This window comes from Vibrio sp. SALL6 (assembly GCF_002002385.1).
Taxonomy (GTDB): Bacteria; Pseudomonadota; Gammaproteobacteria; order Enterobacterales; family Vibrionaceae; genus Vibrio; species Vibrio parahaemolyticus.
Genome location: NZ_MQVK01000023.1, coordinates 419,330 through 442,894 on the forward strand (window position 1 = coordinate 419,330; position 23,565 = coordinate 442,894).

The following is a 23,565-nucleotide window of genomic DNA, read 5'->3' on the forward strand; positions in this document are numbered from 1 at the left end:
TAGCGAACCTTGCACCAACATAGAGTGATCACAATCACATTGATAAAATGTAATAAATATACAATTTCAAATTAAAACGGTTTAGATCACATTATTCGGGCGAACTTATCATTTCGTTGCATAACAACAAGTCCGACGGTTCAGATTACATTCACAAAACTTATAGTGCTCACAGAAACATAAAAACCCGAGACGAGAAACGCCTCGGGTTAAATATAGAGCAACTTTGAGAATAGCGTTATTGCACTTGTTTAGATTCAAAACGCAGAAGTCGTAGCGCATTGAGTGTCACTAACGCAGTCGCCCCACTGTCTGCCAAGACCGCAACCCAAAGCCCAGTGATACCCAATAAACTGGTGACTAAGAACACGCCTTTTAAGCCAAGCGCCAATGCCACGTTTTGACGAATGTTATTGAGCGTCGCACGTGATAATTCAATCATTGCTGGCAGTTCAACCAAGCGGTTGTGCGTTAGTGCCGCATCAGCAGTTTCTAATGCGACGTCAGTACCTCCGCCCATCGCAATACCAATGCTAGAAGCTTTCATCGCAGGTGCGTCGTTAATACCATCACCAACCATCGCAACCGTGTGCTCAGTAGAAAGTTGTTCCACATAACGCACTTTATCGGCAGGCAACAAGCTCGCTTTGTAATCCAAACCAATTTGATGGGCTATCGCTCCTGCACTGCGTGGGTTGTCCCCCGTCAACATCACAGAACTCACGCCCAACATTTTCAACGTGGCGATTGCCTGTTGAGCATCTTGACGAAGAGTATCTTGCCACGCGATCACGCCAATAACTTCGTAATCGTGACGAACGATCACCACGGTTTTGCCTTGTTCTTCCAGTTCAATAACACGTTGTTCAACTTTCGAAGAAACAGGGAAGTCCGCTTTTGATGGCGCAATAACTTGCACTAATTTACCGTTCACCAAACCTGTTACACCAGAGCCGACTTGAGCAGTTTTATCACTTGCCTCAGGAATCGAAACGCCTTGTTCTTCGGCTCGCTTCACTAATGAAATCGCTAAAGGATGGCTTGAGCCCACCTCAATAGAAGCCGTTAAACTCAGTAGTGTTTCTTCTGTTACATCATAAGTCACCACGTCCGTTACTTGCGGTTTACCTTGTGTCAACGTACCTGTTTTATCAAACGCGACCGACTCCACTTTGCCAAGCAACTCAAGTGCTGCCCCACCTTTGATCAATGCACCACGGCGTGCCGCAGCAGCCAGACCCGACGTAATCGCAGCAGGCGTTGAAATAACCAAGGCACAAGGACAAGCGATTAAGAGCAATGCTAAACCACGGTACACCCATGTTTCCCAAGGTTGAGCGAACAGTAATGGTGGCGTAACGATGACAGCAAGAGACACCAGCATCATAAGTGGCGTGTACCAGCGACTGAATTTATCGAGGAATCGTTCTAACGGCGCTTTGCGCGATTCAGCTTCTTCAATCAAATGAAGGATGCGGTCAATGGCATTTTCACCTTGGCGGGAGGTCACTTGCACCTGCACTACTTTATCGACTACCACCGCCCCCGCCATGATTTTCCCGCCCTCTTCATGCTCAACAGGAACTGATTCACCGGTCAATGCACTTTCATCAAAGCTGGCTAACGTCGTCATCAATACACCATCAGCAGGCAAGCGACCGCCAGGTGCCACTTCAATGACGTCCCCAGGTTGAAGCTGAGACGCTGGTACTTCTTTGCGTACACCATCAATGATCAGCGTGGTGTTTTCTGGCACCAAATCCATTAAGGCCTGAACGCCACTTCGAGCTCGCGACGATGCGTATGCTTCTAGCTTTTCACCAATAAGGAAGAGCAATAACACCATCGCGGCTTCTGCGGTTTCACCTAAGTACAACGCACCTAATGCTGCAACACTCATCAGTGTTTCAATGGCAAATGGTGTGCCACCACGAGCCAGTTTGACTGCCTTACGGGCAATAGGATACAAACCCAGCAAACAGGTTAAAGTAAAAATCCAGCTACTAAGCTGAGGGTTGATGCTTGCGACAAGGCCCGCAAATGCCATTGCACCTGCGATCGATAAAATCTGTAGATTGTCTTGAACAAAACCGAACCAGCCTTTGTTCTCTTTCTTTTGCTTTGGTTTATCCAGCGCAGAAAGCGGGAAACCAGTTTGGCGCGCTGTTTGTTCGATGATCAAACTTAGGGAATGGTCATCAAAATCGACAACTAACTTTTCTGTAGCAAAAAGGACTTTGGCATTCGTAACGCCTTGCAATGACATGATGGCTTTTTCAAGCTTTTGCGCACAAGATGGGCAATCCATGTCGGACACGAGCCAACTGCTACGGACTGAGGATTCTCGCAGTTCCGCGGGGCCTTCTTCATCGGCGGTGTCCGAACTGCAACTGCCTCCACTACAGCAAGAGCTTTCAACAGTATCAACACCCGCTTGAGCAATATTTAGCGTCGGTTTAGTTGGAGCGCAGCAAGAGTCATGGGCGCTGAGTGGCACCGCAGTTTTGATTTTGCCTGACTGGCAACCTTGATGTTTTGTACACATAGTTTGTTTTCCTTATTGGTTGAGACTGTTCATCTACCACTAAGGATAAACCTTGGAGCTAGCTCCAAGGTCAAGACGAATTTTGTTAAAAGCGAAAAATAACCACTTCGCTCAACCTCAGCCTTTTTCCGAAAAAAAGAAAGACGCCGCAGCGCCTTTCCGAAGTAGTCATGTCGATGTCGTCATCAAACTGGATGTTTAAAGCATTCGTTTAACGTCATCCCAATAGCGCGCAGAACATCACGGCGAGTGATGATGCCAACAAGCTTTCCTCGGTCGTCAACTACTGGGTACATTTTTGGCTTACCGACTTTCATCATATCCGCCAATTCAATGACCGACATTTCTGGCGAGACGGACAACACATCTTCATGCATACACTCTTGCACAGTATGTGTATCTTGGCAGTGGTAGCTGGCTTTCACCAACTTATCTAACAAATCTTGTTCAGATAAGAACCCCACTACTTTTTCGTTTTCATCAATGACTGGACCACCAAGCGTCACGCTCTGCATCACTTTGTTCAAAGCGGCTGTGAGTGACATGTCTTTAGTGAAAGTCACCGCTTGCAACGTCATGTAATCTTTTACTTTTAATGAATGCATTCTTATCTCCTTAGCGGCATTTTATTGCGGCCCTAAGATAAGTGTCGTCTACTTTCTTGATTTTACTAAATGGAAATTAGCAATTTTGTTCATAGGCGTAGTCTATTGATCTCTATCAAAATTCATTTATCTACTGCTCTCAAGCTAAATCTTGTTGCATATTTATCCCAGTAAGAAAAATTTATCTGCAGAAGTAAACACCAACAAAAGCCAGAGACATGACGAGGAAACGTCTCAAATGTCGCGCAGAAAATGCTCACTAATCCTAATTAGCTATGCAGCACATACAAAAAAGCCAGTCAGCAAAACTGACTGGCTTTCATCAAATCAAAAAGTGATTTAATTATGCATTTTCCATTGCTGCAACGATGTCACGCGCAACCGCCTCTGCGACTTTAATACCATCGATACCAGCAGAAAGAATACCACCAGCGTAACCTGCACCTTCACCCGCAGGGTAGAAGCCTTTTAAGTTTACACTTTGGAAATCTTTACCGCGCTTAATGCAAACTGGTGAAGAGGTACGAGTCTCAACGCCAGTCAACAGGCCATCTTCAGATGCAAAACCTTTGATCTTACGATCGAAAGCTGGAATGGCTTCACGAATCGCTTCTACCGCAAATGGAGGCAGCGCTTTCGATAAGTCTGTGAGCTTAATGCCCGGCGTGAATGATGGCTCAACATCACCAAGTTGACTTGGATCGCGACCTTTCAGGAAGTCACCGATTTTCTGTGCTGGCGCATCGTAGTTTTCGCCGCCTAGTTTGTAAGCGTTAGATTCAAGTTCACGTTGGAAACGGATACCTGCTAGAGGATCACCCGGGTAATCCACCTCAGGAGAGATACCCACAACAATCGCACTGTTTGCGTTACGCTCTGCACGAGAGTATTGGCTCATGCCGTTCGTCACTACGCGACCTTCTTCAGATGTCGCCGCAACAACAGTGCCGCCTGGACACATACAGAAGCTGTACACGGTACGACCATTTTTACAATGGTGAACCAGTTTATAATCCGCAGCACCAAGAATTGGGTGACCCGCATTTGGACCAAAACGCGCTTCGTCGATCATCGATTGCTTGTGCTCGATACGGAAGCCAACCGAGAATGGTTTCGCCTCCATGTACACACCGCGTTCGTGCAACATTTCAAATGTATCACGCGCACTGTGACCAACAGCCAATACCACGTGACGAGATTTGATCTCTTCACCGTTTGACAATGTCACGCCTGTGATTTGACCGTCTTCCATATGAAGATCATCAACACGAGTACTGAAACGAATTTCACCACCTAGCTCGATGATAGTCGCACGCATTTTCTCGATCATCGTCACCAGCTTGAAAGTACCGATGTGCGGTTTACTTACGTATAGAATTTCTTCTGGTGCGCCAGCCTCAACAAATTCAGTGATCACTTTGCGACCGTAGAAGTTTGGATCTTTCACTTGGCTGTACAGCTTACCGTCAGAGAACGTACCCGCACCGCCCTCACCAAACTGTACGTTTGATTCTGGATTTAGCGTGCGTTTACGCCAGAAACCGAAAGTATCTTTAGTACGTTCACGTACTTCTTTACCGCGTTCAACAATGATTGGGTTGAAACCCATTTGAGCCAACACCAAACCAGCAAACAGACCACATGGACCAAAACCGATGACGATTGGGCGCTCTGTTAGGTTCTCAGGTGCTTTCGCAACAAACTTGTATTCCATGTCTGGCGTTTGGCGAACGTGAGGATCGTTTGCGAACTTCGCTAGCAACGCGGTTTCATCGCCTTCAACGATGATGTCTAGCGTGTAAATAAGATGAATATTGGTTTTCTTACGAGCATCGTAGCCGCGTCTAAAGACGTTAAAAGAGATAACTTTCTCAGCAGGAATGCCAAGTTTTTTAGTGATCGCGTCTAATAGCGCGCCTTCCTCATGATCAAGAGGAAGCTTAATTTCATTAATACGAATCATATCGATGTCTCGTTATAGTAGGTGTCTTAGCCAAAAAACCTAACGGCCCCCAGCTCACAATGGCGCGCATTTTACGAGAAATTGAATTGTCTGTCATACTAAATCAAGGTTGGACGACGGATTTAACTTGGTGAATGTTGAATTTTGCCTTGGGATGAGTATTATCCCCCTTCTTTGATTTTGACTAACTTAAGAGCTGATTATCATGGCGTTTGTCGTAACCGATAACTGTATCCAATGTAAATACACCGACTGTGTCGCGGTGTGCCCGGCTGACGCCTTCCACGAAGGTCCAAACTTCATGGTAATCAACCCAATAGAATGTATCGACTGTGGCTTGTGTGTTGACGAGTGTGCCGCAGCGGCAATCTTCCAAGAAGACGAGCTGCCTGAAGATCAAACCATCTACAAAGAGCTCAACGCCGAACTCGCAGAAATCTGGCCGGTACAAACTGAAGTGAAACCAGCGATGGATGAAGCGGAAAAATGGAATGGCGTGCCAAACAAGTTGGATATGTTAGAAAAATAACCGCATTCAAAACGAAAAAAGCGTAATGAACCTCAGCTTGAAATCGCCTAGGCCGTTACGCTTTTTTTGTATCTAAAATTCGTTGATACGATTAGCTGTGCTGACGACGCATGTTGTCCAAAATGATGCCCGTCGCCATTGCTACGTTTAAAGATTCTGCGCCACCGAAAGCAGGAATCGTGATCTTATCTGTCACGAACTTGGACGCTTCTTCTCGCACACCGTGTGACTCGCTGCCCATCAACAAAATACCTTCTGCTGAAAACTCAGTTTTATGCACGCTCTCACCTTCAAGGAAAGCACCATACACTGGCAAATTTGCTTCAGCTAAGTAGCTTGGCAAATCAACCAAACTCACTTGCACACGCCCAAAACTGCCCATTGTCGCGCTGATGGTTTTTGGGTTATACGGGTCTGCACAGTCAGTGCTCGCAATAATGTGCTTAATGCCATACCAGTCAGCTACACGGATAATCGTACCTAGGTTACCTGGGTCTGAAACACCATCCAGAGCAATCATCAAGCCCTTTGCCTGTGGTTCTTTTACGTTTGGAATCTCTACCACAGCAATGGCGGCGTTGTTGCTCACAAGCGTACTTGCTTTGGTTAGATCATCAAGCGACGCTTCAACGCACTCAAAACCACTCAGCTCTTGGCAGTGACTTTCCAAAAAGTCTGCCGTAGCAAAAATTTGCTTCACAACCAATGAGCTGCTCGCCAACTCCAATACGTTCTTTTCACCTTGAACAAGAAACAAACCATGCGCTTTACGCTGTTTCTTTTGGCCCAAAGCTCGAAGCAGTTTTAGTTGGTTTTTTGAAATCATGACAATATCTCAGGTGGAAAGTGAATACTTGGCGAATTAAAACAAGCGTGATTATAAAGTAAAGTGCTCAAGGCAAAAAGAGATGTTAAAAACGAAAAAGCCCCGCTATATAAGCGGGGCTTTTAAAGGGTGGGACCCCAGCCACATCCCGGCACACAAGTCACACGCTGCGGCTGCTTCCTTCCGGACCTGACCGAGTTCACGAGCTATTGTTGCGAGAGGACCAGAGCCCCATAATTCTTTTTTGAGGGCTTGCCTCAAATGATGTTGGGGATTATTCAGTATCGGCCTTCATAATGCAAGGGCAAAAACCGCTAAATCCACTATTCTTCATTCGTTTGGACAAAACTCGATCAATTCATCCATTTAAGACTGAACAAGATAGTCGCTAGAACCAGAATAATGACGAGAAGAATGTTTGCTTACGTACATGTCTTCATCCGCCAAATGCAGCGCTTGTTCCAAGCTCATGTGCTGCTTTCGTTTCTCAGAAACACCAACTGAAATCGTGACAGTTTTCAGCTCCGCGCACAATTTATCGGTAACATCCAATCGACTCAGTTCTTGAACGGCTCTCGAAAGCTCTATTTGTGTTGGGTATCCGAGCAAAATAAATTCGTCTCCGCCAATACGATAGCTTCGCCCAGACCACACTCGATGTATCTTCAGCGAAAGCAATTGCAGCACTTCATCACCGGCTAAATGACCGTAGGTATCGTTGATTTGTTTGAAGTGATTAATATCTAAATAAAGAATCGCCAAATCCTTATTCACCCCTTGGCGATACTTAACTTGCAAAGAGCGACGATTCCTCAACCCAGTTAAATTATCGGTGTTGGATTGACGATACAGATAGAGAGAAACACAAATTGCCAATACAAGTACGAATAGAAATACCGCTTGGGTTTGTGTTGCCAATCGCACCTCATACTCTAACGCCGTGCGCCAATCTGGACGCAAATCGTATTGAGCCACAATTTTGTCAACGCCCAACATCGCGATCGCGCGGCTAAAATATGGCGCTAACATTGCACCGCGTTCATTCGCGACGAGGCCGATAGACAACTGCGAACTGTAAAACTCCCCTATCGCGGTATCTTGTTCGATGGGCACAAGCTCGCTCAAACGAAGGAAATGGTTGAGCATTGCCGTATCCATCGGGATGTAATCCACCTCCCCTTTAAGCAATGCTTCAATAAGATCGTGCTGCGTGTTAAAACGCTCAAGCTCTTTCAACGGTAAAAGCTGAGTCATCATTTGATCGAAGAAATCGTCTTTGACTACACCGATTCTTTCAGAGATCAATTGTGACACATGGGAATAGGTGTTTGGCTTGTAGCCCAATCGCTTGACCATCACTGAAGCTGGTGAATAGTGTGGTCTTGGAAAATAGCTGAATTCATGCCGTTCTCTGCTCACCGTTAATGGTGCCAAAATATCAAATTCACCTTTCATAAACTGGCGATACATCGACTCCCAACTTTCGTTAGGCTCACTGATGATCACACAGTTTAAATCCAGAATTTCACAGCTTTGTAGAACGATATCGGCTGTCATCCCTTGTACGGTGCCATCAGGGTTGTACACCACGTAAGGAAAGATGGATTCCATTTTGATTCGAATTGGCTCTTTTAAATTAACAGGCAGTAACTTGATCGCATCTCGCAGGGCTGAACGTCTCAACTCAAATTGATACAACGCGATTTGCTCACGAAGTTGCTTTTGTACCGCTTCACCATGAATAAACGAGGCAAAGGTATCCAACTCTTCTAAGTGGTGACCTTTTTTACTGATGATAGAAACGGGTTTGATGGAGATCTGATCGTTGAGCATTTTGGCATCAAACCCTTCCAACAGCATTGGTTTGAGTTGGTTGATCGCATCAACCACGCCATCCACTAAACCAGTTTGTAGCAAACGTACTGCTTCGTTATGGCCTTTATAGGGAACTTGTTTTAACTCTGGATGATACTGTTTGATCAGTTCTGAGTAGATGGTGTTTTGAGGCACACCAACACGCGAAATGTCATCTAATGTCGAGTCGCTCAGCCCATATAGGTATGTGTATTCAATGTTTGTTGGTCGGGAATAGCTGAAACGCTCGGCGCGAGTATCGGTATAGGTAATGTTTGCAGCAAAGTCTGCGTCTTCATTCGCGACTGCATCTAAAATGGCATCAAAACTCGCGTAGTTGATGTACTCAACACTCACACCAAATTCAGTGGATACCGCATCAAATAAAACGCGAGTGACAACATCATCCGCTTCCGTCGCGATTTTATAGTGAGGCTGTAATGAAGGTTCGGCCTTTACATGAATGCTTGGTAACAGACAAGCGAAAAGCAGCAGCGTTCGAGCAAGTGTGATCATGACAAACTTATCTAAAATTAACCACTTACAGTGTGGTTATTATTATGGAAAGTAGAATAATTATGAAATGATGAACATATACTAATTCACTTATTGTTTCACAATCAATTCAACAGTCTGCCGCACGGGTCACTTTTTCCTCTGAACGCCTACAACTATTTTATAACTCCGCCTGCTCGTCACTACTACGTAAGATGTAGTCCGTCATCCAAGCAGTACCCAACAAACAGATCCAGACCACAAATACAGGATTTGGTACATCTGTATTCGGGCTCACCACCAACGCTGCAAAACCGACGGTTGGTAGTGTCCAACAAAGCAACTTACTCCAGCGAATCGAGTCTTTTAATTTGGCGAGTGTTTCCATCGAAGCCAACATCCCAGTAATGCTCAACGCCACCAGCACCGCGTAATGAAGATCGGCAATCCATAGAGGCAATAGTAAAAGCAAAGGCCACCAGCTGTGTTTTTCTGAGCGTTTCCAATGCGTTGCTGCCCACCACATGACCACAACAGACAACGTTTGAACCACGGTCACCCAAGCTGAACCATCAAGCTTACCGCCTTGTTGCGTGACCATCAGCCCTACTTGTAAGGTAATCACAATCAAACCGGTGGTAAGGAGAACGCCAAGAGAGCTGCGATGTGAGAACACCACCATAAGTAACGGGAATAGAATCAGCACGCCTACAGACAACGCAATGGGCTGCATCGAAAGCGTCGCGCCAAACACCATCATAGCGCCGAGCAACACTAAGCCAGCAAGGCCACCTTGAGGCAACAGCCATAATGCCGGGATCATGAGCGCGAGTACTGGGATTTCGCCCTCACTCAAACTCATCGCTCGGGCACACACAACAGCAAGAAAAGTTGTGATGAAAAATTGAAGTGTTGAAAAAATCATAGCGCCTCCTGGCTTCCCCACCAACTTGGTAACTCAACGGCAAATAAAACTGGGTATCTAAAGTCGTTGAGTGGGTCTAGATTCAAGCTTAGCTTATCGTTAATTTGTATTTCGTGCGCTTGATGCACCAATTTGTCTTTAGTTAAAAGGGCTTTAAAAAGGCATCTAACTCACTAGCAACAAATGTTAACCATGCACAAGAACTGTTAGCGAAATACAAGTCGTGTGTATTACCATTCCTTAGCAAGCCACAACGGACAGTTTCAGTATGGACCAATTTTTAGTGCAAATCTTTGCTGTAATTCACCAAATTCCAAAAGGAAAAGTATCGACCTACGGCGAAATTGCCAAAATGGCAGGCTATCCGGGATACGCCAGACACGTAGGGAAAGCTCTTGGGAATTTGCCAGAAGGTAGCAAATTGCCTTGGTTTCGAGTCATCAATAGCCAAGGAAAGATATCGCTGAAAGGCAGAGACTTAGACAGGCAAAAGCAGAAATTAGAAGCTGAAGGGATCGAAGTGTCTGAGATAGGGAAAATCGCCCTCAGAAAATACAAATGGCAGCCTTAGGCTGCCATTTTTGTTCTCTATGTTTGGTATTAACGCGTACCAACTAGACGAATATCCAACTGGTGAGTTTGTGCTTCGTCTGTGATCACACCGTTATGCGTATCACTGATGAAACGCAATTTACCATCCACTTCAATACGCGCGCGCACGCTGTAAGTGTGATTCGGTTTAATTTCGTTGCTGTCGTAACTCAGCTCAAACGAAAGAGGAACTTGCTTACCTTCTGTTTCGAACGTTTGTTTTGCTAGAAGTTTAGATGGCGCATCAGCCAAAGACACATCTTCTAGTGTTACCGTAACCACAGCATTTGGTGGTAGAGCAATACGTTCACGGTAAGCCACTGTACCTGTAATTGTCTTCATTGACGCCTCAGCAGATTCCATTTCTGTTGTTTGAGAAGTTTGGCAACCCACTAACGCAGCGCCAAAAAGTAAAGAAGTAACAAGTAGTAGTGTTTTTTTCATATATTCCTCAAGAAGAGTATTAAATCGGGATAAGTATAGGGTTGGAATATAAAACTGTCTTGTTTCCTTTCTTTTATTTGACAATAGTTTGACTAAGTTAGAATTTTTCAAACAATTGATTTCGTTTCATAATTAGGACTAGCCGGACTTTTCCTGCAAAGCAGAAACGTTGTTACTATTCCTTTTGCCTTATTCGTAGGTTTAAGGATGAGACTACTATTAAGTCACTCAACAGTTCTAAACAAAGTCACTTCACAGATCATCAGATCTTGAGGTAACGTGAAGAAAAAACACATCGGTGAGGAGACACAATGAGTAAACCATTACGAGAATTGCTCAGCCTACTACAACTCGAAAAATTAGAAGAAGGCTTGTTTCGTGGACAAAGTGAAAACCTAGGTTTACCTCAAGTCTACGGCGGCCAAGTGATTGGACAAGCCCTCTCAGCGGCGCGTTATACAGTAGAAGAAACACGCACTGTACACTCCTTCCATAGCTATTTTCTCTACCCTGGAGACCCTGAAAAGCCGATCATTTACGATGTGGAAAATTTAAGAGATGGACGTAGCTTTAGCACCAGACGCGTTAAAGCAGTGCAAAATGGACGACCTATTTTTTACCTAACGGCTTCTTATCACGGCGATCAACCGGGGTTCGATCACCAGAAAGCCATGCCAGATATTCCGGGGCCTGAAAACTTCGCCTCAGAGAGTGAACTCGCAAGTCATATCGCGGAGTTTCTGCCAGAGCGCTTGCGTAAAACATTCTGCGGAGAAAAACCGATTGAGACTCGCCCTGTCACGGTGATCAATCCTCTAAAACCCAAAAAAGCGGAGCCAAAACAGTACCTTTGGATTCGTGCTAACGGTGAGATGCCAGATAACCAACTGATTCATCAATACTTGTTGGCTTACGCGTCAGATTGGGGATTTTTGGTCACGGCGATGCATCCACATGAAGTGTCGTTAATGACGCCGAATTTCCAAGTTGCGACGATTGACCATTCAATCTGGTTCCATCGTCCCTTCAAGATGGATGAATGGCTTTTGTACGCAATAGAAAGCCCAACGGCGAGTAATACTCGAGGCTTAGTGCGTGGCGAAATTTATAACCAGCAAGGTCATTTGGTGGCGACAGCCGTACAAGAAGGAGTCATGCGCTACACGAAGTAACCCGCGCGCATTAGACGCAAAAAGGAGTGCTCTGCACTCCTTTTTAGTAGGTATCAAACGATGATTAATTCGGTTGATACTTCATGGTTACCACTGACCACTCATAAAGTGATTTCGGATAGCCATACTTGCTTTTTCCGTACACCACATTTGGCTTGGCATAAAAACCGCCGTCATCACTCGCTAAGAACTCACGTTGACCGCGACGGTAGTACACGATAGGCGCTGCCAACTCATACTCAATGTTTTCTAGTTTAGAGTCGTCAATCACTAAAAAGCGAGTCATGCGAATCGTACTACCGTTCGCACAATAGCCTGCAGCATCATAATCAATTGCATCGAATGGTTTTAGATCATCAGAAAACAGATCCGCAGTACAGCCATCAAATCGAGCAACATGTACCCAGACTGCCTTTTGTTTGGTTCGGTCATCGCTACCCACTGGTTTTAACAAGAACAGCGCGACCTTACCTTTGCCAAATTTTTGCAGCTCATCATCCGTCGGTTCACGTACCGAACGCGACCCCATGATGCCAAACTCACTTTCTTCTAAATTGGAAAACTGTGGGGCACTGAGGGTACTGACGATGACGGTTTGTTCGCTATCAAGTTGTGTGTATTTATCTGCAACACCCGATTCCGCTAAATCGACATTAACCGTGACTCTTGTTCTTGGTAACGCTTTGTAATCTCGCGATTCACTCTCAGAAATATCCAACGCAATAGAGTGATATTGAGAGTAATTAGTTAGCGTCAACTCAGCTTTCGCATTGTCTAACGTGGCAAGCTCTTCGCTCACGGTATCAGCAAATGAGTAAGTGCGAGTGCCTACCGTTTTACCAAAGTCCAAACTAATCGTCTTAAATGGCGTAAATTCCACAGTTTGAAGCTTCGTCGTAAGACCTGGATGATCCGCTTTATTAATGGTGCCGTTAACCAATACGGTTTTAGTTGTATAGTTACGTGCAGTTAACGTCACTTCCACTTGGTAGTCGCCAGCATGCAGCACTTTCAAACGACCAGAATCTGAAGATAACAACTCAACCACCGGCTCAGCTTGGTTAATCAGACGGTAGCTTGCTTTGGCTTCTCCCCCACTCATCACAGGTGTGATAACCGCACCAGCAGAAAAGTCCAGAGTTGGATAAGTAATAGAAACAGGGTTGCTACCTTGTTTAATCGTTACAGCAAAGCTACTTTCACCTGGAGTAAACTTATCGTTACCTGCGTCCGACACAATAACTCTGGTGCTGCCCGCATTCAGAATGCGCATATCACCCGTTTTGCGATCTAAGGAAACCACATCGGTTGCAGAATCCGTCGCAAATCGGTAGCTCACTTCGCCAACCGTACCGAGAATCGATGGTTTTTGGACATAAGGTTGGTTGATGTTCCACGTACCTTCTACTACGCCTGACTGGATAGCAATTCGGCTTGGCGCACTCAGAATGTTGAAGCGAACTTTTTGATCTGGACCGGCCGTGTAATTTGCACTCTCTTTCCTGCGAACCGTTAACGTCGTTTGACCCGCTTTGTAGACACGAATAAGACCGTCACCAATAACATCTGCAACACCTGGAGAAGTATTGTCAACGACTTCCAAATGATCATTGCTAGCCGTTAAACCAAAATCACGCTGCAAGTTAAAATCGTAGTCTTTGCTGTATACCATTTCATAATCTTGCGTCGTCATCGCTTGGCCTTGCGCTTTCGCAACTTTGATCACAACATTGAATTGAATTGGTTGGTAAAAGTCACCGCCATCATCTTCAAACTTAAGACGATATTCGCCCGCGGTATCCACTTCTAAGTTGCCATCCTTCATTCGAAGACCTTCAGGCAACCCACCAATCAGACTGACTTTGCCTTTCTGACCAGCAAACGCCATTGGAATAGCCAGTTTAGGCTGATAAGTGAGAGACATTTCCACGTCTTTCATTGCCGGATGAGGTGCGCGTTCGATTTCAATGTTGAAGCGGGTTTTACTTGCTGGATAATTACGCAAGTCGTATTCGTAGGCTTCAACTTCTGCACTACCAACGCCTTTGATCAGCAACGCTTCACCATCCGTCGTTTTAGCGACAACGTCTTCACCATTGATGATGCGATATCCATAATCGCCGCGAGCGTGCGCAACTTGAGGGAAGATGCGTCCACCATCTTCATACGTCTTAGCGATATTCGCAATACTGATGGCTTGACGTTGACCCGGTTTCACATCGACCACAAACTGAGCGACTTGCTGCTTGTTTAAGAAAGCATCGCTGTATGTTGCTGTCGCCTCAACGGTTACCTGACCAACGTTGTGGATCAAAAGCAAACCCGTTTCTGGGTTTAGTAACTCGGCAACCTCGTTGTCTGGTTCGCTGCGCAGAATTTTGTAAGTGATATCTTGCGTTTCAACTTTATCCAAACGTGAAGGCGCTAAGGTTAAACCGTCTCGATACTCATCTTCGATTAAGGCAAATTTAAGTTGCTCAGCACCTATCGCATACAATGTCACGGTTGCACGAACTTGCTTAGGTAGATATAAGTCGTTACCTGAATCGGAAATCAGTACAGAAGCCTGACCCGCAGAACCAAGTGAATAAACAACGCCGTTATCATCAACTTGAATGAGGCTCTGCCCGCTTTCGACTTGGTAAGTCAGTTTACCTTTCTGCCCGCGCACGGTCAGAGCTTTCCCGTCAGGATCGAGTGCAACTAGGCTTAAATCACTGGCAGAAAGATCATTGTTAAAACCTCGTTCAACCGTGACCGAAAACGTCGTTTCAGAAGATTCATACACAGAACTGGTATCTGTTGCACGAATTATCGCGGTGCCTGGACGCAGGATTTGAAATACACCCGAATCATTCACCCTCACCACATTCGGCGGATTTGAATCAATGACTTGGTAAGATACTGAGCCGCGAACGTTGCTCAATAGTGTCTGAGTGATGGTTCCCACACCCTCAAACTGCAACGAGGCATCTTCAACAATCAGCTGTGGACGACTCTGCTTCGTGATAGAAGTTGGAGAGCTTGTATTGCTCGGCTTGGAGTCACCTCCTCCACCGCAACCAGCAAGTAAAGCAGCAAGAAAAATCAAATAATAATTTCTGTTCATTTTTAGTAATAATTTGTTACATCTCAAGGGGCGAGATAATAATACGATGTTTTATTAATCGCCATCCCTATTGTTGATGACTTTATTACTTAAGTATTTACTACTATATTAAGGGTAAAAATAAATTCTGATAAATGACGAGAAAATTACCCGAAAAAACGCGAAGCAAACGTTTAAATTAATGTAATTAATTAATTTAGAAAGAGTGAATATTCAACAAAATAAAACAGGAAAAATAATGAAGAAAAATTGCGTTAATTTTTGGCGGGCTATGCTGTATGGACATTAACAGATTAGAAAAACATAATTATCTAATACACAAATAAAAGCAAGAACGAATCTCGTTTATATTTAATAAAAGAGATTTGTATTTTAAAACTGGAATAATGTCACTCTTACATTCCATTTTAATGTCTCGTCAGTAACAACTATTATTCCAGTAACTGTAAACTTAGATTAGCTTCGAATTGGCAACTCAGTGGTATATTTAATCGACTCCATTGCAAATGTTGAAGTCACGTTAGAGAGCCCCTTTACACTATTCACTAAGCGCTTATAAAACTCGTCAAAGCACTTCATATCTTTCACCAGCACTTTCATCATGTAGTCATACTCGCCGGCCATACGATAAAACTCCATCACCTCAGGGAAATCACTCACTGTTGTGACAAAATGGTGATACCAATCTTCGGAGTGATCGATGGTTTTTAGCTGAACAAAAGCGATAAAAGACAAGTCGAGTTTTTCTGCGCTCAGTAACGCGACGCGCTTTTCAATGTAGCCTTCCTCTTCCAACCTTTTTAAACGCTTCCAGCATGGTGTTGTTGTCAGATTGACTCGCTCTGCTAAGTCATTTAATGACAAGGTGCTGTCGGTTTGTAGCAAAGCAAGTAGCTGTTTATCGACTCGATCTAATTTCATTTCTATAAAGACCATAAAAAGTAGAAAATTTTTCTATACCAATACCCATCAAGAGCAACTATAGCAAAGTTTTTCTCTCACCTTATAGGTAAATTATCCCTATCTAATGCTTATCTATCGATTTCCAAGGAGAGACGCCATGTATACTGACCACGACTGGATCAACAATGCAGTGCGTAAAATTGAAGCGGATTTTCAACGCTCTGCTGATACTCATTTATTTAAACTCGAACTGCCTTCTCTTGATGGTATCGATATCTACCTAAAAGATGAGAGCACGCATCCAACAGGCTCTCTCAAACACCGATTGGCGCGTTCGTTGTTTCTTTATGCGATTTGTAATGGGTGGATTGGTCCTGAAACCACAGTAATTGAAGCCTCCTCAGGCAGCACAGCCGTTTCAGAAGCGTATTTTGCTCGCTTACTTGGCTTACCTTTCATTGCCGTTATGCCAAAAACCACCGCGCGTAAAAAGATTGAACAAATTGAGTTTTACGGTGGCAAAGCACACCTTGTTGAACGCTCAGATCAGATTTATGACGAGTCTCGACGTTTGGCTCAAGAGTTAAATGGTCACTACATGGATCAATTTACTTATGCTGAACGTGCAACTGATTGGCGCGGCAACAACAACATCGCGAACTCGATCTTCAGCCAAATGCAGTTAGAAGATCACCCAATTCCGAGTTGGGTAGTGATGAGTCCAGGAACTGGTGGCACATCAGCAACCATTGGCCGCTTTATTCGTTACCAAAAATACGACACCAAACTGTGTGTGGTAGACCCCGAAAACTCAGTGTTTTACGATGCCTTCCAATCCGGCAACAATGAATTAAAAGGCAATACTGGCAGCAAAATTGAAGGCATAGGCCGACCACGTGTTGAGCCAAGCTTTATCGCCGGTGTTGTTGATGAGATGCGAAAAGTTCCTGATGCGGCAAGTGTCGCGACCGCGCATTGGGTTTCTCAGCTGATTGGACGTAAAGTCGGTGCATCTACGGGGACGAACCTCTACGGTGTACTTCAACTGGCCTGCGAAATGAAACAACGCGGTGAAACAGGCTCTATCGTGACACTTCTATGTGACTCTGGTGAGCGTTACTTAGATACGTATTACGACTTAGCATGGGTAAAAGAGAACATCGGTGATATTCAACCTTACCTCGCGCAACTTGAAGTCATTCAAGCGAAAGGCTGTGTTGAGCCGGCATGTTGCGGTCCAATTACCGCTTAAGATGCAAATTCGAATGTAAAAAAACAGCCCGCTTATGTGCGGGCTGTTTTTTATTGATTGGGATTACTTTTTCTGACGCGCTTCAAACGCGGCCAATTGTTCTGGCGTTGCTGCTGGTTGATGGTTTTGTTTCCACTCATCATAAGTCATGCCGTAAACACGTTCGCGAGCGTCATCAATATCTAAATCCAAACCGAGATTTTCAGCCTCTGCTTTGTACCATTTGCTAAAGCAGTTACGACAGAAGCCCGCAAGGATCATCAGGTCGATGTTTTGCACATCTTTGTTTGCATCTAAATGCGCCAATAAACGACGAAATGTCGCTGCGTCTAACTTGTCTTGTTCTTCTTGAGTCAGATTTTTATATTTGAATTCAGCCACTTTACTTTCCTTCTCTCTTATTTGATTGGCTTTCGTCACCATATCCAGTTAGTCCACTTTCATAAGTAGGAAGTATGCTTTAGCGCAACAATTCCCATTCGAAAATCACTACCTTTGAACAAAAACTGATATGATAAGCGCCATCTATCTTATTGATTAAATTAATATTAACACAAATCATTACAACGGTCTTTTACAAAGGTTATCGTCAAGTTATGAAAAACGCCATCCTATTATTGTCTGCCTTGACCATCAGTGTGCCGACTTTTGCTGCTCAAGAACAAACTCATCAATCTTATTTTTATCTAGGTACTGGTAACGTTGGTTTCGATACGCCGTATTTTGGATCAGACAGAGACAATGAGTGGTCCACACCGCATATCACTGTTGGCTGGGGCTATCATGTTAATCAATACCTTGCGTTTGAAGGTGTGCTTCGTTACTCCCAAAACGAGCTTAAGAACGACACGCTAAAAACAGATTTGGATTTGCACTATTACCAAGCGGGCATGTCAGCGGTATTGACCAGTGACAACCTAGGCGACACACCACTCTCTTTGTTTGGCCGCGTGACCGCTTTGGGGACTCAAGCAGAAATGTATGTTCCAAATGCCCAGAAAGTGACTGACGACTCTGGCGCACTGTTTAACGTGGGAGCTGGAGTTCATTGGGATATGAGTAAAGATATCTGGTTACGCGCAGAGTACATCTACAATGTCGCAGATATGGGTTTTGAAGACTTTTACGACAGCTATGAAGGTCTACAAATAAGCTTAGGAAAACGCTTCTAGCGCGACGTTGAACCCAGAATTTGAAGTTAAATGTAAAGAAGCCGAGGCAAATGCCTCGGCTTCTTTTATCAATCGAGAAAGTAGCTTTGCTTATTGAGCGGAAAACTTTTCTGCGGTCTCTTTGTTTACATGACTACTAGGTTGAACAGTATCAAGTGACGCTAAAATACCATCTTGATGACCTTTTAGCGCATTCGTAAACGTTGGAAGTGCAGTGGTGACTAACAACGCCATAATACCCGCAACCAGAACCATTTCTACCATGTAACTACCACGAACTTTTTTCAAGGGAACACCTCAATAATCATAGGTATAGCCACCTTCCTGGCTTTATACCTAGCAAGACTCGACATTCAGTCATAAACGATGAGCGAGTCCTGTGCCCCTCGAAGAAGTGGCGAAATAATAACCACAATTAATGGTTAGATCTATAAATAATCACTAGAAATATAAAAAAACGCCGAACAAAAATGGTTCGGCGTTTTTAATCAAAGCGTTACATGTTGTCGTTAAGGATGCACTGTGCGGCCTTTCGAATCGTGGCTGAGCGCTTTGTTCAGTTCTGCTTCTACGTGACCTGGAGCTTGTGTTTTCGCAGAAATCAGTCGGTACATCGCAGGGATAACAAACAAGGTCACCAATGTAGCAAATCCCATCCCGAAAAAGATAACCGTACCCACAGCAATACGGCTCTCATAACCAGCACCTGTTGATACGATCAACGGGATTGCACCTGCAAGTGTGGTAAACGCGGTCATCAAAATTGGGCGTAGACGTCGCGCGGCGGCATCAATGATCGCTTTTTCAAACTCAACGCCACGGTCACGTAGCTGGTTGGCAAATTCTACTATCAAAATGCCGTTTTTCGTTACCATACCGATCAACATGATCATGCCGATCTGGCTGTAAATGTTCATTCCTTGCCCCATCACGACCAAACCAAGGAAACCACCAAACACACCCATTGGTACAGTGAACATCACTACTAGCGGGTTCACGAAGCTTTCAAACTGAGCCGCCAACACGAGATACGCCACCAACAATGCCAGTGCAAACACAACTGCGACACTCGCTTGGTTCTCTTTAAAGTCTTTCGACTCACCCGAATAACTCACAGAAATGTCACCCGGCAAGTTGTCGATAGCTTGCTGATCGAGGTAATTCAGCGCTTCACCCAATGTATAACCTTCGGAAAGATTTGCAGTAATGGTGATGGACTTCTGTTTGTTGTAGTGAGACAAACGGATAGATGCTGCCACTTCTTCTATTTTTGTGACCGTGTCTAATGTCACTAGCTCGCCGCTGTTGGTACGCAGATAAATCTGACTCAAATCGGCAGCATTATTGAAGCTATTTTCATCACCGCGAAGGTAAACATCATATTCTTCGCCACGCTCAACATAAGTCGTTTCGCTTTTACCACCGAGCATGATTTCTAATGTGTCAGAAATGTCTTTTACGCTCACACCGAGTTCAGCCGCGCGTTGTTTGTCGACCGTAACTAACAGCTCTGGCGTTTTCTCGGAGTAGTCTATCTCAGCGCCTTCCATCATGGGTGATTCTTCGGCTTTGTTCTTCAACAGTTCAGCCCAGACGAGAAGCTCATCATAATCCGAACCGCCTAATACGAACTGAACTGGCTCACTCGAACCACCTTGGAAACCTGGCATAAATGGGAACACTCGAACATCAGGGATACCCGCCAATGCACCACGTACTTTGTTGAGCGCTTCCTGAGCCGTTACATCACGTTCATTCCAATCTTCTAGAATCATGATCACAAAGCCAGTTTGGTCACCTGCCTGACCACCGAACGCTGGCGTTTGGATGCTGAATGACTTCAGATAACCTTGCCCTAGCAATGGCATCAATCGGTCTTCGACAATATCCATATTGGCTGACATTCGGTTGTACGACGTAGCATCTGCGCCGCGCACAAACGCAAAAATCACACCGCGATCTTCTTGTGGCGTTAATTGAGCTGGTACTTGATTCATTAGGAAATAACTGCCGCCCATACAAGCCAGAATCACCAATGGCGCAGCCAAACGAGCTTTCAATGCTCCTTTCAATAATGAGCGGTAGCCATTCTCCAGCTTGCTAAACAGACGATCGACCACTTCGTTGAATCGATTTGGTTTTACATTTGCCTTTAGGATCTGGCTGCCCAACACAGGTGTAAGTGTCAGTGCAATCAAAGAGGAGAAAATTACCGACATAGCCAGCAACACAGAAAACTCTGTAAATAGCAGCCCTACCATGCCATCCATAAAGGAAATTGGCAGAAACACCATCACCAGCACCAACGTTGTCGCGATAACCGCAAAACCAACCTCTCGAGTGCCTTTGTACGCGGCAAGCAGAGGCGATTCACCACGTTCAATATGGTGGAAGATGTTTTCAACAACCACAATCGCGTCATCCACCACTAAACCAATAGACAGGATCAACGCCATCAAAGTGATCAAGTTGATAGAAAAGCCAAAGTAGTACGCGGCAATGAACGAAGAGATCAGCGAAACGGGCACCGTAACCGCTGGGATTAGAGTTGCACGAGCTTGGCCGATGAAAATATACAACACCAAGATCACCAAGCCGCCTGTAATAAACAGCGTGCTGTACACCTCTTCGATTGAACGCTCGATAAATACTGTCGCGTCGTAATCAATCGCGAGACGTGTTCCTTCTGGTAAGAACTTCTGAATGTTATCGACTTCAGAACGAACCAGCTTCGCCACTTCTAGCGGGTTTGCGTCTGACTGCGGTACCACACCAAGGCTGATGTTTACAACACCGTCACTTTTGAAGGTCGAGTTCTCATTTTCTGCACCAATAAAGACATCCGCCACATCTTTTAGGTAGATAGGCGTGTTGTCGCTTGCACGTTTAATGACAAGATATTGGAAGTCCTCAGGCGTGTTATAAGTACGAGCTGTACGCACCGACATCACCGTCGAGTCGTTGCGAACTTCACCACCCGGACTTTCTAGGTTCTCACTTCGTAAAGCTGATGTAATATCCGATGCCGTGACCGCACGACCAGCCATAAGCTCTGGTTTGAGTTTCACGTACATGACTTTGTACAAACCGCCAGAGAGATCGATAGAACTCACACCCGTGATCAAACTGAAACGATCCATCAGAACACGCTCGGCATAATCCGTCAGCTGTGTGCGGTCCATTTCAGAAGAACTTAGATTGATGTAAAGGGACGCTTCACCCGAACCATTGTTCTTGTAAACAATTGGGTCATCTGCTTCATCAGGTAACGAGCGCTGAGCACGAGCAACGGCGTCGCGCACATCACTCACCCCAGTATTCAGATCGTAACCTAACTCAAAGGTGATCGTGATGCGTGACATGCTGTTACGAGTGGTGGAACTGATTTCATCAATGCCACTGATCCCAGAAAGCTGATCTTCCAATACGGAGGTGATTTGGCTTTCAATAATGGTCGCCGACGCGCCTTCATAACGCGTGCTGATAGAAACGACTGGGCTCTCAATATCAGGCATTTCACGAACAGCTAATTTGGTGAATGACACAAAGCCAAATACACACAACAGCATACTCAGAACTAACGCCGCGACAGGGCGTTTAACTGAAACGTCGGAAAGTAACATTAGTTTTCTTCCTCAGCCGATTCACTGTCATTGCGTGTCACATCCGTGGTGTTCGCTTTGAGTGGCGCGACAATTTCTTTCACTTCAACGCCATCACGCATGTTAACAATGCCTTGAACAACGATCTTGTCACCAATCTCAACGCCAGATTCAATCACTACTTCGTTGTCGACACGAGCACCCAGCAACACCTCTTGGCGAGTCGCTTTGTTGTTTTCATCAATGACATATACAAAGCGTTTGGTGCCTGAGTATTCAAGTGCTTGAACAGGAATGATCGGCGCTTTAATAGCAGGAAATGCCAGTGAAGCGTTCATCAACATACCCGGTTTCAATTGGTTTTCTGGGTTATCAAACTCAATGCGCACGCGCAAATTCAATGTCTCTGCACTGATTCTGGTATCAATACCAGTGACTTTCCCAGAAAAACGTTGTTCACCCCAAGCACTGGTCTTCGCGGCAACTTCCATTCCAACTGACAACATCGACAAATAACGTTCTGGAATTTGTAAATCCAACTCCATGACCGACAGATCGTCTAATGTCAGAAGCTCAGTTCCTGCGCTAACCATTTTCCCGCGGCTGAAATCGATAAATCCAACCGTTCCAGAAAAGGGCGCGGTGATATGCAGATCGGCGAGATTCGCTTTCGCAGCATCAAGTCGAGCCTGAGCAATCTCCACGCTTGCTTTTTGTGCATCAATTTCGGTTTGAGTAATTGCGTTTCGTTTAACTAAACGCTGAAATTCTTTTAACTTACGTTCTTCATCTTTTAAGTAAGCTTTTGCCTCAACCAGCGCTGCTTGCGCTTTATCATCATCCAATTGAATTAACAGTTGGTTTTGTTGCACGTTCTGGTTTGCTTTTACCGCAATTTGTTTGACCTTACCTGCAACTTCTGAAGCGACAACCACAGACTCTGCCGCCTTCAATTTGCCGATAAGGGATAAAGATTGATTAATTTCGTGCGTTTCTACTTGCTCAGTCACAACCGTGACCGCAGACGGACCTCGCTTTGCTGCAAAAGCGCTAGGGGAAGCCATTAATATAGAAAGCGTTAAAACAGATAAGGATAAAGTGGCTTTCATGCTCATGATCTTGACTACTAAACGAATAAACTTATGTCATTAAACTGCTTACAGTTTATCAATAGATACGTCTTTTAACGTCAAGTAGTGTAAATTCCAGTAAAAAGTATATTTTCGTTCTGTATAAAGGACATACAAAACGCTGACTTTCTACCATCTTTGCCCAAAAAGGCAGCATTCAACGTAAAAACGCTAGAAAAACGCTTTACAGCCGGAGCGAGTTTGCTATGATGCGCTCCGCACTTGAGAGATGCGTTGGGAAAACATTTTTCAAGTATAAAACACCCTGGAGGGGTTCCCGAGTGGCCAAAGGGAGCAGACTGTAAATCTGCCGGCTCCGCCTTCGATGGTTCGAATCCGTCCCCCTCCACCATATTATTTCTTGTGATTATGTCATGAGAAAACACTTGGAAAGCCGTGTTGGGAAAACACTTTCTAAGTATAAAAACACCCTGGAGGGGTTCCCGAG

Annotated in this window: 18 protein-coding genes, 1 tRNA gene and 1 other RNA gene; 6 read left to right on the forward strand and 14 right to left on the reverse strand. The window is 44.8% G+C overall.

Annotated elements, in window-relative coordinates; genetic code table 11:
* Positions 1 to 238: 238 nt before the first annotated feature.
* From BIW15_RS16580 to BIW15_RS16595, 3 genes are all read right to left on the reverse strand, one after another.
* Complete coding sequence (locus BIW15_RS16580) at positions 239 to 2,545, reverse strand: zinc/cadmium/mercury/lead-transporting ATPase (RefSeq protein ID WP_077281306.1); 2,307 nt, start codon at positions 2,543 to 2,545, stop codon at positions 239 to 241.
* Between the two features lie 185 nt (positions 2,546 to 2,730).
* Positions 2,731 to 3,150: a CBS domain-containing protein gene (locus BIW15_RS16585; RefSeq protein WP_005461138.1), complete on the reverse strand. Its 420-nt coding sequence runs from the start codon at positions 3,148 to 3,150 to the stop codon at positions 2,731 to 2,733.
* A 343-nt stretch (positions 3,151 to 3,493) separates the two neighbouring features.
* Positions 3,494 to 5,113, reverse strand: a complete 1,620-nt coding sequence (locus BIW15_RS16595; protein ID WP_005461132.1) for an NAD(P)/FAD-dependent oxidoreductase — start codon at positions 5,111 to 5,113, stop codon at positions 3,494 to 3,496.
* A gap of 205 nt (positions 5,114 to 5,318) precedes the next feature.
* Between BIW15_RS16595 and fdxA the strand changes: the two genes are divergently transcribed.
* On the forward strand, positions 5,319 to 5,642 hold the full coding sequence (gene fdxA / locus BIW15_RS16600; protein ID WP_005461160.1) for a ferredoxin FdxA: 324 nt from the start codon (positions 5,319 to 5,321) through the stop codon (positions 5,640 to 5,642).
* A gap of 91 nt (positions 5,643 to 5,733) precedes the next feature.
* Here the strand turns inward: fdxA and BIW15_RS16605 are convergent, their stop codons facing one another.
* From BIW15_RS16605 to BIW15_RS16620, 4 genes are all read right to left on the reverse strand, one after another.
* Positions 5,734 to 6,468 carry an RNA methyltransferase gene (locus tag BIW15_RS16605; RefSeq protein WP_077281307.1) on the reverse strand — a complete coding sequence of 245 codons (735 nt, stop codon included), beginning with the start codon at positions 6,466 to 6,468 and terminating at the stop codon, positions 5,734 to 5,736.
* Between the two features lie 132 nt (positions 6,469 to 6,600).
* Positions 6,601 to 6,697, reverse strand: an RNA gene (gene ffs / locus BIW15_RS16610) — signal recognition particle sRNA small type.
* A 137-nt stretch (positions 6,698 to 6,834) separates the two neighbouring features.
* Positions 6,835 to 8,838: a GGDEF domain-containing protein gene (locus BIW15_RS16615; protein WP_077281308.1), complete on the reverse strand. Its 2,004-nt coding sequence runs from the start codon at positions 8,836 to 8,838 to the stop codon at positions 6,835 to 6,837.
* 160 nt (positions 8,839 to 8,998) lie between these two features.
* Complete coding sequence (locus BIW15_RS16620; protein WP_005461144.1) at positions 8,999 to 9,742, reverse strand: hypothetical protein; 744 nt, start codon at positions 9,740 to 9,742, stop codon at positions 8,999 to 9,001.
* 268 nt (positions 9,743 to 10,010) lie between these two features.
* On the opposite strand from BIW15_RS16620, the gene BIW15_RS16625 reads away from it, so the two are divergent.
* Positions 10,011 to 10,313, forward strand: coding sequence for a DNA base-flipping protein (locus BIW15_RS16625; protein WP_005461131.1), 303 nt, complete (start codon positions 10,011 to 10,013; stop codon positions 10,311 to 10,313).
* A 29-nt stretch (positions 10,314 to 10,342) separates the two neighbouring features.
* On the opposite strand, the gene BIW15_RS16630 is transcribed toward BIW15_RS16625, so the two are convergent.
* Positions 10,343 to 10,777, reverse strand: coding sequence for a YbaY family lipoprotein (locus BIW15_RS16630; protein WP_005461146.1), 435 nt, complete (start codon positions 10,775 to 10,777; stop codon positions 10,343 to 10,345).
* Positions 10,778 to 11,088: 311 nt separating this feature from the next.
* On the opposite strand from BIW15_RS16630, the gene tesB reads away from it, so the two are divergent.
* A complete protein-coding gene (tesB, locus tag BIW15_RS16635; RefSeq protein WP_005461165.1) occupies positions 11,089 to 11,949 on the forward strand; it encodes an acyl-CoA thioesterase II in 861 nt (286 codons plus the stop codon).
* Between the two features lie 64 nt (positions 11,950 to 12,013).
* Here tesB and BIW15_RS16640 read toward each other — a convergent pair whose 3' ends face one another.
* Together BIW15_RS16640 and BIW15_RS16645 are read right to left on the reverse strand one after the other, a co-directional pair.
* Entirely contained in the window at positions 12,014 to 15,058 is a 3,045-nt protein-coding gene (locus BIW15_RS16640; RefSeq protein WP_179115294.1) for a cadherin repeat domain-containing protein, read from the reverse strand.
* A gap of 456 nt (positions 15,059 to 15,514) precedes the next feature.
* Complete coding sequence (locus tag BIW15_RS16645) at positions 15,515 to 15,979, reverse strand: Lrp/AsnC family transcriptional regulator (protein ID WP_005481879.1); 465 nt, start codon at positions 15,977 to 15,979, stop codon at positions 15,515 to 15,517.
* Between the two features lie 139 nt (positions 15,980 to 16,118).
* Between BIW15_RS16645 and BIW15_RS16650 the strand changes: the two genes are divergently transcribed.
* Positions 16,119 to 17,213, forward strand: a complete 1,095-nt coding sequence (locus BIW15_RS16650) for a PLP-dependent cysteine synthase family protein (protein ID WP_077281310.1) — start codon at positions 16,119 to 16,121, stop codon at positions 17,211 to 17,213.
* Between the two features lie 63 nt (positions 17,214 to 17,276).
* Here the strand turns inward: BIW15_RS16650 and BIW15_RS16655 are convergent, their stop codons facing one another.
* Positions 17,277 to 17,594 carry a DUF1244 domain-containing protein gene (locus BIW15_RS16655; RefSeq protein ID WP_021449582.1) on the reverse strand — a complete coding sequence of 106 codons (318 nt, stop codon included), beginning with the start codon at positions 17,592 to 17,594 and terminating at the stop codon, positions 17,277 to 17,279.
* A 215-nt stretch (positions 17,595 to 17,809) separates the two neighbouring features.
* On the opposite strand from BIW15_RS16655, the gene BIW15_RS16660 reads away from it, so the two are divergent.
* Complete coding sequence (locus BIW15_RS16660; protein ID WP_005495951.1) at positions 17,810 to 18,385, forward strand: porin family protein; 576 nt, start codon at positions 17,810 to 17,812, stop codon at positions 18,383 to 18,385.
* A 90-nt stretch (positions 18,386 to 18,475) separates the two neighbouring features.
* On the opposite strand, the gene BIW15_RS16665 is transcribed toward BIW15_RS16660, so the two are convergent.
* From BIW15_RS16665 to vmeE, 3 genes are all read right to left on the reverse strand, one after another.
* Positions 18,476 to 18,673 (reverse strand): type II secretion system protein, encoded by a 198-nt coding sequence (locus tag BIW15_RS16665; RefSeq protein ID WP_005461161.1) that lies wholly within the window; start codon positions 18,671 to 18,673, stop codon positions 18,476 to 18,478.
* A 221-nt stretch (positions 18,674 to 18,894) separates the two neighbouring features.
* Entirely contained in the window at positions 18,895 to 22,008 is a 3,114-nt protein-coding gene (gene vmeF / locus BIW15_RS16670; RefSeq protein ID WP_005481813.1) for a multidrug efflux RND transporter permease subunit VmeF, read from the reverse strand.
* Positions 22,008 to 23,102, reverse strand: coding sequence for a multidrug efflux RND transporter periplasmic adaptor subunit VmeE (vmeE, locus tag BIW15_RS16675; RefSeq protein WP_031827262.1), 1,095 nt, complete (start codon positions 23,100 to 23,102; stop codon positions 22,008 to 22,010). Before vmeE ends, vmeF begins: the two co-directional genes overlap by 1 nt.
* 282 nt (positions 23,103 to 23,384) lie before the next feature.
* Between vmeE and BIW15_RS16680 the strand changes: the two genes are divergently transcribed.
* A tRNA-Tyr gene (locus BIW15_RS16680) sits at positions 23,385 to 23,469 on the forward strand.
* Positions 23,470 to 23,565 lie beyond the last annotated feature (96 nt).